We start from the raw sequence: 16,612 nt of genomic DNA on the forward strand, positions 1-16,612 counted from the left end.
CCGCTTTCGCGTCGCCCTCGGTCCCCCAAAGGGTCCTCGGAGCTCCGCAGGGCGTCGACTGGGGTCAATTCGACCTCGGATTCGACCTCCGTGGGACCGAGCAGCCCGTGGGGGACCGAAGGGACCGGTCAGGTGGATGCTGGCGGCGGACAGGTTAGGTGGATGCTGGCGACGGAGTGAACAAGTGGTGCCGGCGACGGACCGACGCTGGACGATCGCCTTCCGCCCACAACGTGTGACAGGTGCGAAAGTAAAAAACCTTGCAGACACAAACGCAAGAGATTAGACTTGCGGGATGTTCGTGATTGATGTTGACCAGCGAGGCTCGCGTGGTGCCGAAGACCTTGTTCCTGCCGCAATGCGGCGGGTCGAGGACGTGCTGCGGGGCCCGAAGGGTGCTTCGACCTCGTTGGTGCTGCCCATTGAACGGACTGTCGGGGACGAGTTCCAGTGCCTCCTACGCTCGGCTGCCGGCGTGATCGCCGTAGTGCGCGACCTAGTGCGCGTCGGGGGTTGGTCCATAGGTGTGGCGGTGGGCGCGGTGGAAGATCCGTTGCCAGACTCTGTGAGAAGCGCGCGCGGGCAGGCGTTCGTCCTCGCACGTACCGCGGTAGAAGAGGCGAAGCGTGCGCGTCCGTCCGTTGCATTTCGGTCACCGAGTGGTAGGCAGTCGCAAGAGATTTCTGCGTATTTTCGACTCTTGGCCACCCTGTGGCAGACGAGGACGGAAGCCGGGTGGGAAGCCATTGACGCCATGGATGCCTCCGCGTCAGAGTTAACAATGTCGGAGGTTGCCCCCAGAATGGGTATCACTCGGCAGGCGCTTAGTCAGCGGCTCCAAGCTGCGGAATGGAAGGTAGAGCGGGAGGCAATCCCGCTTCTTGAGCGTCTTCTGGAAGAGGCGGATAGAGGCTCGTCTTCGGACCAGTGAAGCCGGGATGGAATGGGTGCTGGTTTTCGAATGGGGCCTAGCAGAGTAAGGAGGGGCCAGTGGCGGAACCTTTGCGGTTACTAGTGGAACTCGTTGTTCTCCTTCTTGCTTCTGTCACGGGTTGGCCGATCGTGCTCTTGACGTTGAGGGCGTCCGCGCGGCGAAACTCGGAGGGCGCTCAGCGTGCCGGTTCGCGGGGTGCGTCCGGCGACCAGAACCCGTCGGTGCTACGCGGGGGACTTTGGATTGGCTTCATTGAGAGATTTGCAGTTGCCGGCGCCATCTTGATGGGGCAGGTTTCCCTGATTGCTGTGATAGTTGCCGTCAAAGGCCTAGGTCGGTTTAAGGAACTTGGAACGCCGGAGGCATCGGAGAAGTTCGTGCTCGGCACGCTCGTGTCTATGACTTGGGCCGTGCTTGTCGCGATCGTGGCGCGTGCAGTGCTCCCGATCTAGAACCTGAGTACGCATGCGAGTCTGCGTGTCGGTTAGGTTGCGTACGCTATGGACGCCCTCGTTGATTACCTCTTCCTACCGGACAAGATTGTCCGGTAGGGTTGAGGAACAGCGTTTCCGCTGGAGGATGCAAGGGAATTCAAGTGAAAACCGTCGGTGTTGGCGGCCCGGCACTCCCTGTCGGTGTCTCCGACCCGGCGATCTCAAAGGAGAGAACTACATGTCAGATTCAACCCAATCGCTCACAGGACATCAGACGTTTTCCGAATGGATGGACCACCCGAAGGGACGCCCTCTGATAGAAGACGTCATGGCGAAAATGGGGATTGACGAAGCGGCTCTGCGTCAACTGAGTCAAATCCCAGTCGACGCACTGCCCGGACTCAGCCAGGGAAGATTCCCCGAATCTGTCGTCACCGAACTGGTGCTGGCGGCCAACGACGGAGTAATGCCTGAACTGCCTGACGACACCATTGACCCGGTACAAAGATTTGCAGATCAAACCATAATCATCACCGGAGCCGCGTCGGGTATCGGCCTCGCAACTTTGAAGCGCGTCGTGCGCGAAGGCGGGCGGGTCATTGCGGTCGACATGAACGCGGAACGGCTCGATGAGATTGCGGCGTCCATCCCTGGAGGTCGCGTCGTCCCTGTTGCCGGCGACATTACCGAGGACGAAACCGTGGATGCCATCATGGCCGCAGCAGGCGACAGTGTGCAGGGCCTAGCGAACGTCGCAGGCATCATGGACGGCATGCTGCCCTTGCACGAAGTCAGCAATGAAGTTTGGGATCGTGTCATGCGCGTCAATGTGACCGGGACATTCAAGATCAGCCGTGCGGTGCTGAAGCTCATGCTTGAGGCAAAGTCCGGCTCAATCGTCAACGTCGCCAGCCAGGCTGCACTACGCGGTAATGCAGCAGGCACCGCTTACGGCACTTCCAAGCATGCCATTGCGGGAATGACCAAGAGTGAAGCCTTCCTCTACGGACCGCACGGTATACGGGTCAATGCTGTCGCACCCGGTGGGACGGCCACCGGCATCGAGGGATCGTTCAAGTCCGACTTTGCCAAAGAACGCATGGCCCCCTTCCTTGAACTGCTCCCCCCGATTGCCACCGCCGATGAGCAGGCCGCGGCGATTACTTGGCTCCTAAGTAAGGACTCCTCGCACGTCAACGGCGTTCTGCTCCCCACCGACGGAGGCTGGTCGGTGCAGTAGGGGCGGGAACGGTGGTCGCCGGTGGGTCGAAGGGCCGGGGGAGGGCCGGGGTGCAGTAGGGGCGGCCGGGTATGGGGAGCGGCCAAGCCTTGGCGTAGCGCTCCCCATACCCCGCTAGCGGCTACGCCTTGGTGTAACGCCCGTCAGCCCCCAGTCGCGCGTTGGGGTCTAGCAGCATCGCTGCCTCGGCCTCCTTCGCGACCTGGCCACCCTCCTCAGGCAACCTGCGGTCCGGCGCCGGCGTGAACAGATCCCCACGCCCCAGCATCCCGGCCTCAAGGTCGTGGGCGCCCTCCTCAAGTCGAGCCAGGGCCCGCTGGCGCCAAGCAGCCCGCGCCTCATCGCCGAGCGCGCCAGACACGGCCGCCTCGAACGCGCCCGGGTGTGCCAGCGCCAGGAACGACGAGACATGCCCGAAGCCCAGCGACGTCACGAGCGCCGCCTTCACGGGCCCAACAGCCAGTGGCTGCTTCAGCCACACCAGCCACGGGTTCTTCGCCAGCGCCTCATCGACGCAGTCCAGCGACTTGTTGCCCGGCAGCACCCCGTCGCGGAACACCTGACCAACACCCGAAATCTGGAACACCGCGGCTCCACCCTTCGCGTGACCGGTCATCGACTTCTGCGACACCACATACATGGGGTTGCCCTCTGTGCGTCCGAGGGCGGCGGCCACGCGGCTGTGCAGATCAGACTCGTTGGGATCATTGGCATTTGTCGAGGTGTCATGCTTCGACACAAACGCGATGTCATCCGCGCCCAACCCCAGCGCCTCCAAGGAGACCGCCAGGCGGGAGTCCTTCCCACCTCGCGCCGCTGCCAACGCACCCAGTCCCGGCGCCGGAATCGAAGTGTGGATCCCATCCGAGAACGACTGTGCAAATGCCACCACCGACAGCACCGGCAAGCCCAGTTCAGCCGCTAGGTCACCGCGTGCCAGCAGCACCGTGCCACCACCTTGCGACTCAATGAACCCACCGCGACGGCGGTCATTAGCTCGGCTGTAGAAGCGCTCATTCAAGCCCTTCGCCGCCATTTCCGCAGAGTTCGCCGTCGCATTCATCGACCCGAAGCCCACCAGTGATTCCACCGACAGGTCATCGGTCGCGCCAGCAACCACAAACTTGGCCTTGCCAGCGTGAATCTTGTCCAGGCCGTCCTCGACCGAAACCGCAGCGGTCGCACATGCGGAGACCGGCTGAACCATGGGACCGTAGCCGCCAATGAAGTTCTGCATGGTGTGCGCCGCAACCACGTTCGGCAGGGTTTCCTGGAGGACGTCCTGCGGGTACTCCTCACCAAGGAAGCGGTCCACGAACAGTTTGCGCATTGAGGTCATTCCACCGAACCCGGTGCCCTGGGTTGACGCGACGTCTGCGGGATGAATGGCCTGCAGCAACTCGGCAGGGGAGAACCCGGCGGTGAGGAACGCATCCACCGCACTAACCAGGTTCCACGCTGCGATCCGGTCCATGCCTTCCAGCAGCGCTGGTGACAGACCCCACTTGGAGGCGTCATAACCGGTGGGGAATTGCCCCCCAACCGTGCGTGTCAGCGTGGCGCGACGCGGCAGTCGTGCCTGCGCACCCGCCAGTCGCGTCACCTCCCATTCGCCATCTTCGAGGGGGCGGATGCGGGTGAGGCGCTCGTCCTCGACCACGTACGACTCAGCGGTTTCGCGGTCCGGGACCGTAAAGGTGACGTCGGTGTTGAGGAACACCGCCGCATCTTCTTGGCTGCCCCGGTCAACGATCCCGGCGTCGGTGATGAAGGAGCGCACACCCGACCGCGCCACGACTTCATCGCGGTAACGATCGAAGATATCGCCCGGCTCCACCAGATTGCCGTCAGCGTCATACCAGCCCGACTCGGGGGATTCCGCCCAGGTGATCAGGCCCATCATCCAGGCTAGTTCGAGGACGCCCGCCGGGGTCAGTTCGACCTCGCCATCACTTTCGAGGCCGAGTTCCGCCTGCCAGCGGGTCCGGGCGCTGCCCCACGGTCCGACTTCGCCGATCCCGACGACAACGACCATGTCCTCAAGGTTGGCGTTGACACCAGCCCACTCGGCAGGGTCGTAGGAGGCCAACTTGGCCTGTGGGGGGGAGGGGAGCGCTGGAATCAGCGCCACGTCTTCCGCAATGTCTGAGTCGTCCGCCGTCGCCGCAGCATCAGCTGCTGCCGCCGCCTGCAGTGCCTTGAAGTCAACACCCATGGCGAGCCCGCCGGTCAGGTCAGCATCAAGCGGGCCCTCGAGGGCGTTCGTGCGAGCCTCGGCCGTGCACAGCGCGACCAGCTCATCAGCCATTTCGTCCGTCGTGTAGGTGCGGATCCCCGCCTTGCGTGCCGCGGGTGCGAGGGCGTCATTGCCGCCCATCAGACCCGTGCCCTGCACCCAACCGATCTTCGGGTGAGCCAGCGTCGTGCCGCGCGCCCAGATCGATTCGGCCGACCAACGGTTGGTGATGGCGTCGAAAGCCGCCTTGGTCTCACCGTACGCTCCGTCTCCGCCAAACATGCCGCGGTTGGGGGAGCCGGGAAGGACCACGTGGACACGCTTGGCCTTCGCGCTGCGATCCGCAAGCGCCGCCAGGCTGCTGATGGCGCGCTCAACGCTCCACAGCAGCAGACGTGCTTGCGCTTCAAACTGCTCGCCCGAATCCGCCATTGAACCCATGACCGGGGGCGCCGCGAAGGGGAAGAACAGGTCGGGCACCAAGGCCGGCTTGACGATCTCTTTGGTTGCGCCAACCACCTTGTCCTGTTCAGTGCCGATCCATTCGACGAGGGCGTCCACGTCCCGGTAGGAGGCCAGGTTCGCTGGGACCAGCCACAGCGCCGCATCTCCCGCGGCGTTCTTGGCGTAGAGATCCTTGGCGAATGCGAGGCGTGCCGCGTCAACCTTGGACGAGGTCGCGATCACCGTTGCCCCACCACGCAAGAGTCGGGCGGAGACAGCCCCGGCAATGGAGGCCGGGGTTACGCCGGTGACAACTGCAACCTGACCCGCGAACGGAAGATCCGGGTTCGAGGTCGCAGCCTGGGCCGCCTCGGTGTAGTAGTCGGCCAGTTCATCGCGTCCCTCGTGGCGCGCCTTGTCGGCCCACCACGTGGCGTGCTTGGCCACGGTTTCCCCGGCGCCACCGAAGGTGACGAGGGCGGGACGATCCTCAGGTGCAGCGTTCCAGACGCGAGCCAGGTCTTCGCGAGCACTAGCCCAACGGTCGTCGATGAGGACGACCTTTGCGGCGCTGAACCGCGGCTGGACCATCTCAACCCAGCGCGGACCCAGTTCGGCCTCAACGGTGCGGGCGGCGAGGGCGTCTGCGAGGCGCTCCTCGTCTTCACTTGCAAACCCTGCGGGGAGGAGGCCGACACCTTCCAGACCAAGCACCTCGAGGAGGTGCTTCGCGGTCTGCGCAAGGGCTCCCGATGGTCCGGTGACCTTGTCGGCGTATGCGTCAAGGGCCGCGGAGTCAACAACTCCACCTCCGCCACCGTTTGCGCCGCCAGCCGAGGGCAGTGACACTGCAATGCCACGCATCGCGGAGACCTGCCCGACTGCCGCATCAACGATCGCCTCGGCCTCAGCCTTGGATCCGGCGGAGGTCGCGAGGGAAGCAAGCTCCCCGCCTCGCGCCGAATCGCCCTCACGCGAACCCAGCAGGACCTGCGCGGTTGTCGCGTTGGCCCAGCCGTCACCGAGCTGCCACACCTCACGCACGCGGTCACCGACGAAGGTCGGCTTCACGCCCGCGCCACCCAGTACCTTGCGGAGGCGGTCACGAATCGCTTCGGTGAGCACCGGGCCGAAGGCCTTGTAGTGGTGGGCCAACTTGTCGACGGAGATCGCCAGTTCGCCAACGCTCGCATCAGCCGCGCCGTCGATCGACGGCAGACCCAACTCTGCCGACAGGTCCATCAGCAACTGGTTGCGACGTGCGGAAACACCCGCGGTCAAAGTGTCGGTCGTGTCGCCGGCATCGATCTGCTCGGGACGCAACTTGTTGGTGTAGGCCATGAGGACCTTGATGGCGTCCGAGGCCGCAAACGGGATGTCCGCAACGTCGGCGCCCGAAGGACCACCTGCGTCAGCCACCGGAGCGGCAGGCGCGGGCACCGTGGCGGCAGGAACGTAGTCGGCTTCGGCGGGTGCGGGTGTTGACTTGGCAGCATCGGCGGGGGTTGCGACTGCCGACGACGTCTGAAGGTCGGCGGCTGCGGAATCTTCGTCAGAGGCGGCGTCCTCGTCCTCGTCGTCCACAAATCGCACGTCGACGCAGGTGACAACCTGTTCGTCGCGTTGGACGTTGAGGGCGGCCGAGGACGAACCGGAGAACTCATCCAGCTTCAGTGTCTTCTCACCCAGACCAGCCAGCGTCGGGGATGCTCCCAGGCCGATCTCGATGAGACGCTCAACGCCCAACCCGCCGTCTTCAACGGGGGTGAACATGAGGTCCTGGGTTTCAATCCAGCGCACCGGGGATGCGAACTGCCAGCACAGCAACTCAATGAGTAGCAGGCGGGCCAGGGCGTCCTCGTCGGCGGCTGCCGCTTCCCAAGCCTCATCACTAGCGAGGAGGGCGGCAATCGGCTCGGATGGCACCTCATCGAGGATGGCCTGCGCGAAGGAGCGTGTCACCTCGAATGGCCGCGCCACCAGGTTGGGGATGTATTTGCCAATCAGGCGCTCAGAGGGAGTATCCGCGGGGACCAGGCTTTCCAGCTTGTCGCGGAACTCGGGCACGCCGTCACGGAGCACGCGCGAGTGGAACGGCACGTCGACGCCCGGCACGTACATGAACGGACCCTTGCCCCCAGCGGCGGCGGCGCGAGCGGAAGCGTCCTCGTTCAGAGCTTTGAGCCCCTCAATGGTGCCGGCAATCGCGTACTGCTGCCCGGCCAGGTTGAAGTTGACGATCTGCAGGAACTCACCCGACTTCTCAGCAACTGAGTCGACGTAGGCAACGACCTCGTCATCACCGATGCCGAACTGGTTGGGCCGCAGCGCGCCCATGCGGTAGTTGGAGCGTCCCTTGTCGTCACGCGGCACCAGGTGGTGCATGGTTGACCCGCGGTGGAAGACGATTTCGAGGACGTTTTCCAACGGGAACACCTCGCCGTAAGCAGACAGGGCGTTGTACTCGCCAAGTGAGTGTCCGGCGAAGTAAGCGCGATCCACCAGCGCACCCATTTCACGGAGGCGTGCCGTCTGTGCGAACGCGACGGTTGCCAGCGCCACCTGGGTGAACTGGGTCAGGTTGAGCAGGCCATCAGGGTGGCGGAGCACCTGGTCACCCACAACCATCTCCGTCGGGTTGTCGCGCACGACGGTGAGGATGGAGAAGCCGAGGGCGTCACGGGTGAGGCGGTCGGCCCGCTCCCAAACCTCGCGCGCAGCGTCGGAGGTCGCCATCTCTTCCAGCGCCATACCTTGACGCTGGATGCCCTGACCTGGGTAAACGTAGGCGGTCGTCGGGGGAGCGGTCGTCGCGGTGGCGCGTGAGACGATCTGTCCGTCAATCTTCGCCGTCACCTCAAGCAGCAGGCCGCCACCGGGGATGCGCCCGACGCGTTCCACCGTCAGGTCAACGGGATCATTGAGGTTGACCAGGCCGTACATGTTGTAGGTCCATCCGGTGATGCGGTAGCCGGGCTGCTTTCCCTCACGCGCCTCCACCAGGTTTTGCGCCACGGCCGACAGCCACATGCCGTGGACGAGGGCGTCTTCCAGACCCGCCACCCGAGCCGCAGCGTACGAGGTGTGGATGGGGTTGAAGTCGCCGGAAACATTGGCGAATGTCGTCATGTTTGCCGGTGCGACCACCCGTGCGCGGCGCAGTTGCGAGCGCGGGGTGTCGGTCACTCCGACCGCCAGACCCGCAGCGGCGGGCACATCAACCGGTACTGAGTCGGAGCCGATGCGACCGCGAATGGCGAAGCGCTCTTGGAAGAAGCCGATTTCCTGCCCGTCGTGGTAGAGGGCTTCCTGCACGGTAACAACGCGGCCAGCGGATGATTCGTCGAGGCCGGTGGTGCGGGCAACAACGGTCAACTGTGTTGACCCGTCCTCGTCCAGCAGGTCGTCAACATCAACGTAGAGGCGCGCAGTGTGGTCCAGGTGGACTGCTGACAGCAGACCCTCGATGACAGGGTAGTTACCCTCGATGAGGGCGGAGCCGAGCGCCGCATAGATGGCGGGCCAGCACAGGCCAAGGATCGCGTCCGGGGTCCATGTGTCCAGCTCGAAGCGGGCGGGCAGGGCCTCACCGGTGGCGCCGCGGTGCATGTCGGCTAGCGCCCGGTTGATGGTGAAGGTCCAGTGGGCTTCCCCGAAGACGGAGTCCTCAGAGGAGACCATGGTGGGGAGTGCGGTGATGGGGTCGCCGGTAATGGTCTCCCCACCGACACCCGCGGTGGCTGCAAGCAGCGCAAACATGTGTTCCGGCAGGGCGTCGCGGTCAACAACCGGGTAGCCGCCGTCATCCGTTTGCTCTCCGATCGCCAGCGGCACGGTCAGTTTGCGAACCGCGTGCAGGTTGTCGCCACCGGGCGTGTTGTCCCACGCGGTGTCAAGGGAGACGACGAGGTCGTAAACGTCGCTGTCTTCACGCCTTGCAATCTTCAGCATGTCGGCCGGAACAACCCGGGCAGGGTTGTCGACCAGGTTGCCGCTCCAGGTCACGTAGGGAACATTGAGGAGGAACTCCTCGGGCGTCTTTGAATCGCCAAGGCGTGCGAACAGGGTCTCCTGTGGGGCGTTCGCAGCCTCGAGGCGTTCCACTGTGGCGGTCTCAAACCGGCCCAGAAGCTCACCGATGGGTTCATCGACACGGGTCATGCCGGCAACGGAGATCGGGCCGGGAATGATCCGTACCTGATCCGCGGTGTAACGCGGATCTTGGGACTGCCACAGGTTGTCCTGACCCCACCAGCGCAGCAGGTCGGAGTCGAGGACGGGCACGAAAGGCATCGGCTTGGGGTACTTGCGGCACAGGTCCACAAACCAGGCCGCATCCGTCGGGGTCACCCGGGTGCTTGCAGCATTCGGGTAGGTCTCTTCCAAACGGTCAACCGCGCCCTTTGCGTCGCGTGCGGAGTCGAGGTCGGGGAAGATCGTCGCGATCTTGCCGGATTCCTTGTTAGAGAGGCGACCCTCGATGCGCTGCAGCAGCAGCTGGAAGCGGTTGATCCAGGTGACGTCGTTCCACGACCCGTCAATGGGGGAGGCGGAGAGGGTTGCAAAGCGGCGCGCCCACTCCAGGTACGACATCTTGTCGACGTCGCCGAAGTAGGGCTTCGAGGTGGCGTCGAGGGCGGCGATGATCTCATCACGGCGCGCCAGGACGGCCTCTTCGTTGCCAGAAACCTGGGAAACTAGGCGGGCGCAGCGCGCCGCAGCGTTATCGACCTCGTGAATATCCGCGCGCAGGTGGGACTGGCCGGAAGTGACGCCACCGCGGGTGGATCCGGCTGGAACCCAGCCGCCCAGGGTGTCTTCGGTCGGGGGGATGGAAACACCGGCGGTGTCAACCAAAAGCTGCTTGACCTCAGCGGTTGTCTTTGCCTCCAACGCCGTCATGGCAGCCGTACCAATGAGGACGCCATCAACCGGCATCAGGGCGCGGCCGTGAGCCAGTGCCCACTGCCCGGAAATGTAGTCGGCAGCACGCTCCGGAGTGCCGATGCCGCCACCAACACAAAGCACCAGGTTGGGGGTGTTGCGGATGTCAGCGTATGTGGCGAGAAGCAGGTCGTCCAGGTTCTCCCAGGAGTGGTGCCCGCCAGCGTGGCCGTCCTCGACCTGAACGATCACCGCGGCCTCTGGAACAGCTTGGGCAATGGTGACGACCTGGCGAATCTGCGCGGTGGTGCCCGGCTTGAATGCAACATAGGGGAAGCCGGCTGCCTGCAGGTCAGTGATGAGTTGCGTGGCCTCTTCAAGCTCGGGGATGCCCGCAGAAATCACCACGCCATCCAGAGGCGCACCCGCGGCACGGGCTTTGGTGACAATGCTCTGGGCACCGAACTGCAGGTTCCACAGGTAGGGGTCAAGGAACATGGCGTTGAACTGCGCGGCGCGACCCGGGTTGAGAAGCTTCTTCAGCTTCGCCAAGTTCTCCGCAAAGACAGGCTCGGTGACCTGCCCGCCACCGGCCAGTTCAGCCCAGTAACCCGCATTGGCCGCGGCGGCGACGATTTCTGGGTCAACGGTTGTCGGCGTCATGCCCGCAAGCAAGACGGGGGAGCGGCCGGTGAGGCGGCTAAATGCGGTCTCAACGGTGCGGCGACCATCGGGAAGGGTCGTCACCTTGGGCTGGTAGGCAGCCCAGTCCACAGGCGCATCAAACTGCGCCGTCGAGGTGAGGAATGTGTCGCGACCAGCAACGGTTCCCGCCTCAACCACGCCAACCCCGCTGCCCAGAAGCACCCGGGTGGTGATGCGAGCCAGGGCATCACCCGGACCAATATCAAGAATCCACTTGGCACCGGCTTCGACCAGCGGCTCGACCTCGGCCGCCCAATCAACAGGTTCGGTGAGCACGGCGGGAGCCAGGTCCTCAACTAGCGCCGCATCGATACCGGCATCAGCCGCCCAGGCGCGAACCTGTTCGAGGGCGCCCGCCAGCAGCGGGGAGTGGAAAGGAGCCGCAACCGGCAGGTACGCAAAGCGGGGAGCGAAAGGCTTACCGCCGCGAACCTTCGCGGCAATCTGTGCCTCGTCCTCGGCCTGAACCTTCTGGCCCGCCAACTGGATCTGCTCCAGATCGGCAGGGGCCCCGGAAACAACAACCTGCTCTGAACTGTTGCGCAGCGAAACCGTCACTTCGCCTTCAAGGCCAGCGTCAGCAATCAAGGCCTGAACCTGGACTGGGGAGGCGCCAACAACAGCCAGCATCGGGAACTTGCCGCCAACAGGACGGGCCCCGCCCGAGCGGGTCGCGGCGGTAACAGCCACTCCCATCAACTCGGTCAACGCATAGATGGCCGCAATCTTCTGGTAGTCGCCATCAACCCAGGCCTCAAACATGGCCGCACCAAGAATGCCCTGGCTGTGACCGGCCGCGGCGATCGGGGAGTGCACCCGCGCATCAAAGCCCTCAGCAGCCAGGTCAAGAAGCGTCGCGAACTGGGTCAGCAGGATGCCGGGCATGGAAGCGGCGGGAGCGCCCTCGTCGGCAGAAAGAAGAGAAGGAAGGGTGACCGGCGCGCCAGCAACGACCGCCAGCGACCGCCCAAGTGGAGCAAGCAGGACCTGACCTGCATCAATGAGGTCCTTAACTTCGCTGGCGACATCTTTGCGGGTCGTCAACTCGGCCAGCGCCTCCTGCCACGGAGTTGCCTGCCCTGCAAACGACAGGGCGTACGGGGTGCCCCCATCGCCACCGAGCGTGAGGTAGAAAGGCGCGGAGTAGCTGGTCATGTTTGAATCTCCCGTTTGTTGTGCGGTGCCGCTTGCGGCTGTCAAGAAAGCGTTGGTGTTTTGCGTCGAGGGGGTCATTACAGTGGTCCGTTTCCGTGGCGCTTCGACCCGGAGACGGGGCGGTGTTTGGTCTGGAGCAACTCAAGTGACCCGACGATTGCGTCGCGGGTTTGGGCCGGGGTGATGATGGCGTCGAACTCGCCCTCGGCCACCGACAGATCAGGGTTGACGGATTCCTCTGTGTACTGGGCGACGAGGGCTGCGCGGACCTTGCCAACGTCCTCGCCTGCCTCCTGGGCTGCGGCGATGTCGCGTCGGTTCATGATTGACACGGCGCCATCGGCACCCATGACGGCCACCTCAGCGCCCGGCCATGCGAAGTTCATGTCGGCGCCGATCGACTTCGACCCCATGACGATGTATGCCCCGCCGTACGCTTTGCGCAGGACAATGGTGATCATCGGGGTGGTGGCATTGGCGTAGGCGAAGATCATTTTGGCGCCGCGGCGGATGATGCCGGCCTGTTCCTGCTGGGTGCCGGGGCGGTAGCCGGGCACGTCAACCAGGGTGATGATCGGGAGACTGAAGGCGTCGCAGAGGCGAACAAACCGGGCGGCCTTCTCAGAGGCGTCAACGTCCAGCGTTCCGGCCTCGTGCAGAGGCTGGTTGGCGACGATCCCCACAGAATGTCCGGAGATGCACGCGAAGCCGATGACGATGTTCTTTGCGAAACCGGCTTGGACCTCGACGAACTCGCCGTGATCCACCAGGTTTTGCACGACTTGGATGACGTCGTAGGGCGTCCTCGTCGATTCGGGCACCAGGTCGCCAAGTTTCTGCGCCAGGGCGGCCTCGTCCGGGTCGGGCTGGTAGTCGTACGTGGGGGCGGGTTCCTCGAACGAGGACGGAAGGTAGGTGAGAAGCGACCGCGCGTACTCGAGGGCGTCCTCTTCGTCATCCGCTAGGTAGTGGGCGACGCCGGACTGGAAGTTGTGGACTTCGGCGCCGCCGAGCTCCTCGAAGGAAACCTTCTCACCTGTCACCGCGCGGACCACTTCGGGGCCGGTGACGAACATGTGGCTGTGCTCGCGGGTCATGATGACGAAGTCGGTCAGGGCCGGGCTGTAAACGGCGCCACCTGCGCACGGACCGAGGATCAGGGAGATCTGCGGGACTGAACCCGAAGCCTTGCACGACTTACGGAAGATGCGCCCGTACTGGGTCAGCGCAACCACGCCCTCCTGGATGCGTGCGCCGCCGGAGTCGAGCATGCCGACAATGGGGATGCGCATTTCCATGGCGACATCCATGATGTTGATGATCTTTTGGCCCTCGACGCGACCCAGTGTTCCGCCACGCACGGAGAAGTCCTGGGCGTAAACCGCGACGCGGCGGCCGTTGATCTCGCCATGACCGGTGATGACGGCGGCACCCGTGAACCCGTTCTTCATTGACCCGCCCATGAACTGGCCGATCTCAACGAAAGTGCCCGGGTCAAGTAGGGTTTCGAGGCGCTCGCGGGCCGTGAGTTTGTCGTTCTTGTGTTGGCGGGCGGCGGCGCGTTCTTCGGCCTGGCGGGTCAGGTCTGCGACCTCGGCGGCGTGGGAATCGCGCGCCGACGGGACGCCCGACTTGTCTGAGTCGGCGCTGTGGTTGAACTCCGCGAGTGCCGCGTTGAAGCCAGCCTTTGCGGCTTCAAGTCCGGCACGGGCCCTGTTGAGGCCAGCGCGAGCGGCGGCGCGCGCGTCGCTTGCCGTGTTCTTTGAGGAGGGTGCTTTCGGGTTCACTTTTCGCCGCCTTCGTTCGTTTCGGCTTCAGGGCTTAGTGTCACGAGGACGTGGCCGGGAGCGACGTTCGCTCCGACCTCGACATTGATTGCTTCGATGCGGCCCGCGCGGGGGGCGAGGACGTAGGACTCCATCTTCATGGACTCCAGAACCGCCAGGACATCGCCTTCGGCAACGTTTGCTCCGACCTCGGTCGCGATCCTCACGACGATTGCCTGCGAGGGGGCGACGACGGAATCCTTACTAACAACCGGTCCCGTCGCCGCGCGTTTAGCGGCTTCACGGGAGGAGCGCAGGGGTTGCGGAGCCCGCTTCACTGCCGCGGCCGGGGCGGCTGACAGCAGGTTGGCGGGCAGGGTGAGTTCCGCGCGCTTGCCATCAAGTTCAATGATGACGCGGGTGCGTTCCGGGGCTGGAGCGGCAGGTGTAGCGGCCGGTGACGCGGCGCCCAACTCGGCTTGCTCGGCGGCGTAGAGGGCGCCGAACTCGTCGAGGACGCCCGACTCAAGCCAGCGTGTCCAAACCCCCAGGTTGCCGTCTTGTGCGAGGGCGAACTCGGGGCGCGAGAGGATGTGCGCGTAGAGGGGCAGGGGGTTGGAGACGCCCTCGAGCACGGTTTCGCGGGTGACACGCAGGGCTCGCTCAATGGCTTGCTCGCGGGTGGGGGCGGTGACGATGATCTTGGCGACCATGGAGTCAAACTCGGGTGACACGGCGTCGCCCTCGCCAATCCCCGTGTCGATGCGGATACCGGGGCCTGTCGGCCATGCCACCCGGGTCAGTGTGCCCATGGTGGGGATCAGGTCGTTCCCGGGATCCTCGCTGGTGACGCGCAGTTCGATGGAGTGGCCGCGCACCTCACCGCCGACGGGAATTTCTTCTCCGGCCGCGATGGCAAGTTGGGCTGCAACCAGGTCGACTCCGGCGACCTCTTCGGTGACGGTGTGCTCAACTTGCAGCCGAGGGTTGACTTCAAGGAAGTACAACTCGCCCTCGTCGCTGAGCAGGTATTCGCATGTGCCCAGCCCGACATAGTCAACGGCGTCGAAGAGGGACTTGGAGTTGGCCAGCAGAAGCGCTTCAGTTTCGGGTGTAATAAAGGGCGCGGGGGCCTCTTCGATGAGTTTTTGGTGGCGGCGCTGCACCGAGCAGTCACGGGTGGAATAGACGGTGAAGGTGCCGTGGGAATCGCGCCCGCTCTGGGTTTCCAGGTGGCGGGCCTTGGGGACGTAACGCTCGATGAAGAAGCCCGCGCCCGCGATGCCGGTCAGTTCGCGCCCCGTGAAGAAGTTGTCGAGGTCGCTCTCGGCATTGAGGACGTGGATACCGCGTCCGCCGCCGCCATCAGCTGCTTTGAGGACCACGGGGTAGCCCCATGCCGCGATGAAGTCTTCGACCTCGGCGCGGCCCCGCAGGGGTTCCTGGGTGCCGGGAACTGGGGAGACACCGACGCTGAGCGCCGTCTTGCGGGCGCGAATCTTGTCGCCCAAGAGGTCGATGACCTCGGGCCTGGGGCCAATCCAGTTCAGCCCGGCGTCGATGACCTGCTTGGCGAAGGTTGCGTTCTCGGCAAGGAAGCCGTAGCCAGGGTGGACTGCGTCCGCGCCGGAAGTCTTGGCGATCTCAATGATCTTGTCACCGCTCAGGTAGGTGTCGGTGGCGGTGGTGCCGCGCAGGGCGTAGGCCTCATCCGCTGCCCGAACGAACTGAGCATCCATGTCCTGATCAGCGTAAACAGCAACGGCCGTTCGGCCGCTTTCCTGGACAGAACGAATGATGCGCAAGGCAATCTCGCCGCGGTTGGCGACCAGAACCTTGGAGATTGCCTGTGTGGTCACTGAAGTGCTCCTGGGGTTTCGGGTAGGTTGCCGGCCAGCGTGACGTCGCCGGCGGAGATGGTGTGAGTTGTGCCGTCCTCGTCCTCGACCAGGAGGGCGCCGGAAGTATCGATGCCGGTTCCCGTGCCGGTAATGGTGGAACCGTCGGGCAGGGTGGCGTGGACGTTGCCGCGGGTTGAAACGCACCGGGTGGCGTAGTCATCTGGCAGGGAGGCGCTGGTCAGGGTGGCTTTGAGTTGCTCGATAATCATGTGTGCGAGGGCGGTGCGGCTCACGGGGGCAGCCCCCTGCAGGTGTAGGGAAGTGGAGGGGACGGGCGGCAGCTCGTCCTCGCCCTGGGTGACGTTGACCCCGATGCCGAGGGCGACCCAGACGGTGCCATCAGAATCTTCGCCGAGGCGTTCAGAAAGGATGCCGGCGATCTTCTTGCCGCCGACCAGCAGGTCGTTGGGCCACTTGAGGTCAACGCGCGGGGCCTCGGCAGGCGCGTTTGCCGCGCCTCCGGGTTGCGCGCCCTCGCCGCCGGGGAGCAGACCGTCCAGCACCAGAGTTTCTGCAGTTTTGTCCAGCCCCTGCGGTGCGGGGAGCAGGCCGTCCAGCACCAGTGCTGCAGCAAGGCCGCCGGCCAGCGGCATCCAAGTCGCGTCCTCTTCGGTGGTGGGGACCAGAATCGACAGCAGCAGAGAACTCTTCTTGGGGGCTTCCCACTGGCGCCCCAGGCGTCCTCGGCCGCGAGTCTGGAAATCAGTAACTACGGAGGTGAAGGGGAGGAGCGGGCGGGAGTCGCGTTCGCGCCAGCGGTTGCCTAGCTCATCGTTTGTGGAGGTCGTTTCTCCGAGCTGGATGATGGGTGCGCTGTGGGCCATGCCCCTCCTTGGTTGTTGGTTGCTGCCGTGGGTTGTGATTCCCACACCCCTAATACTTCAAGATTTGTAGTAACTCTTTCAAGTTCTGA

Annotated in this window: 7 protein-coding genes; 3 read left to right on the forward strand and 4 right to left on the reverse strand. The window is 64.5% G+C overall.

Features of this window, described 5'->3' with window-relative positions; genetic code table 11:
* Window positions 1–295: 295 nt before the first annotated feature.
* From IDL90_RS06170 to IDL90_RS06180, 3 genes are all read left to right on the forward strand, one after another.
* On the forward strand, window positions 296–931 hold the full coding sequence (locus tag IDL90_RS06170; protein ID WP_187994801.1) for a hypothetical protein: 636 nt from the start codon (window positions 296–298) through the stop codon (window positions 929–931).
* A gap of 59 nt (window positions 932–990) precedes the next feature.
* Complete coding sequence (locus IDL90_RS06175; RefSeq protein WP_182141250.1) at window positions 991–1,386, forward strand: hypothetical protein; 396 nt, start codon at window positions 991–993, stop codon at window positions 1,384–1,386.
* A 220-nt stretch (window positions 1,387–1,606) separates the two neighbouring features.
* Complete coding sequence (locus IDL90_RS06180; RefSeq protein WP_187994802.1) at window positions 1,607–2,608, forward strand: SDR family NAD(P)-dependent oxidoreductase; 1,002 nt, start codon at window positions 1,607–1,609, stop codon at window positions 2,606–2,608.
* A gap of 121 nt (window positions 2,609–2,729) precedes the next feature.
* Here IDL90_RS06180 and IDL90_RS06185 read toward each other — a convergent pair whose 3' ends face one another.
* The 4 genes from IDL90_RS06185 to IDL90_RS06200 all read right to left on the reverse strand — a co-directional run bounded on the left by IDL90_RS06185 (window position 2,730) and on the right by IDL90_RS06200 (window position 16,523).
* The gene (locus IDL90_RS06185) at window positions 2,730–12,032 is read right to left on the reverse strand and encodes a type I polyketide synthase (protein WP_187994803.1); all 9,303 of its coding nucleotides are present in this window, start codon (window positions 12,030–12,032) and stop codon (window positions 2,730–2,732) included.
* Window positions 12,033–12,109: 77 nt separating this feature from the next.
* On the reverse strand, window positions 12,110–13,615 hold the full coding sequence (locus IDL90_RS06190; protein ID WP_223175257.1) for an acyl-CoA carboxylase subunit beta: 1,506 nt from the start codon (window positions 13,613–13,615) through the stop codon (window positions 12,110–12,112).
* Between the two features lie 200 nt (window positions 13,616–13,815).
* Window positions 13,816–15,657 carry a biotin carboxylase N-terminal domain-containing protein gene (locus IDL90_RS06195; protein WP_187994805.1) on the reverse strand — a complete coding sequence of 614 codons (1,842 nt, stop codon included), beginning with the start codon at window positions 15,655–15,657 and terminating at the stop codon, window positions 13,816–13,818.
* Window positions 15,654–16,523 (reverse strand): biotin--[acetyl-CoA-carboxylase] ligase, encoded by an 870-nt coding sequence (locus IDL90_RS06200; RefSeq protein WP_187994806.1) that lies wholly within the window; start codon window positions 16,521–16,523, stop codon window positions 15,654–15,656. Before IDL90_RS06200 ends, IDL90_RS06195 begins: the two co-directional genes overlap by 4 nt.
* Window positions 16,524–16,612 lie beyond the last annotated feature (89 nt).

It is taken from the genome of Schaalia sp. JY-X159 (genome assembly GCF_014525425.1).
Classification (GTDB): domain Bacteria; phylum Actinomycetota; class Actinomycetes; order Actinomycetales; family Actinomycetaceae; genus Scrofimicrobium.

Coding starts and splice junctions, on each gene's coding strand:
- IDL90_RS06180 (WP_187994802.1), top strand. CDS start 1,607: ATGTCAGATTCAACCCAATCGCTCACAGGACATCAGACGTTTTCCGAA.
- IDL90_RS06200 (WP_187994806.1), bottom strand. CDS start 16,523: ATGGCCCACAGCGCACCCATCATCCAGCTCGGAGAAACGACCTCCACA.
- IDL90_RS06170 (WP_187994801.1), top strand. CDS start 296: ATGTTCGTGATTGATGTTGACCAGCGAGGCTCGCGTGGTGCCGAAGAC.
- IDL90_RS06185 (WP_187994803.1), bottom strand. CDS start 12,032: ATGACCAGCTACTCCGCGCCTTTCTACCTCACGCTCGGTGGCGATGGG.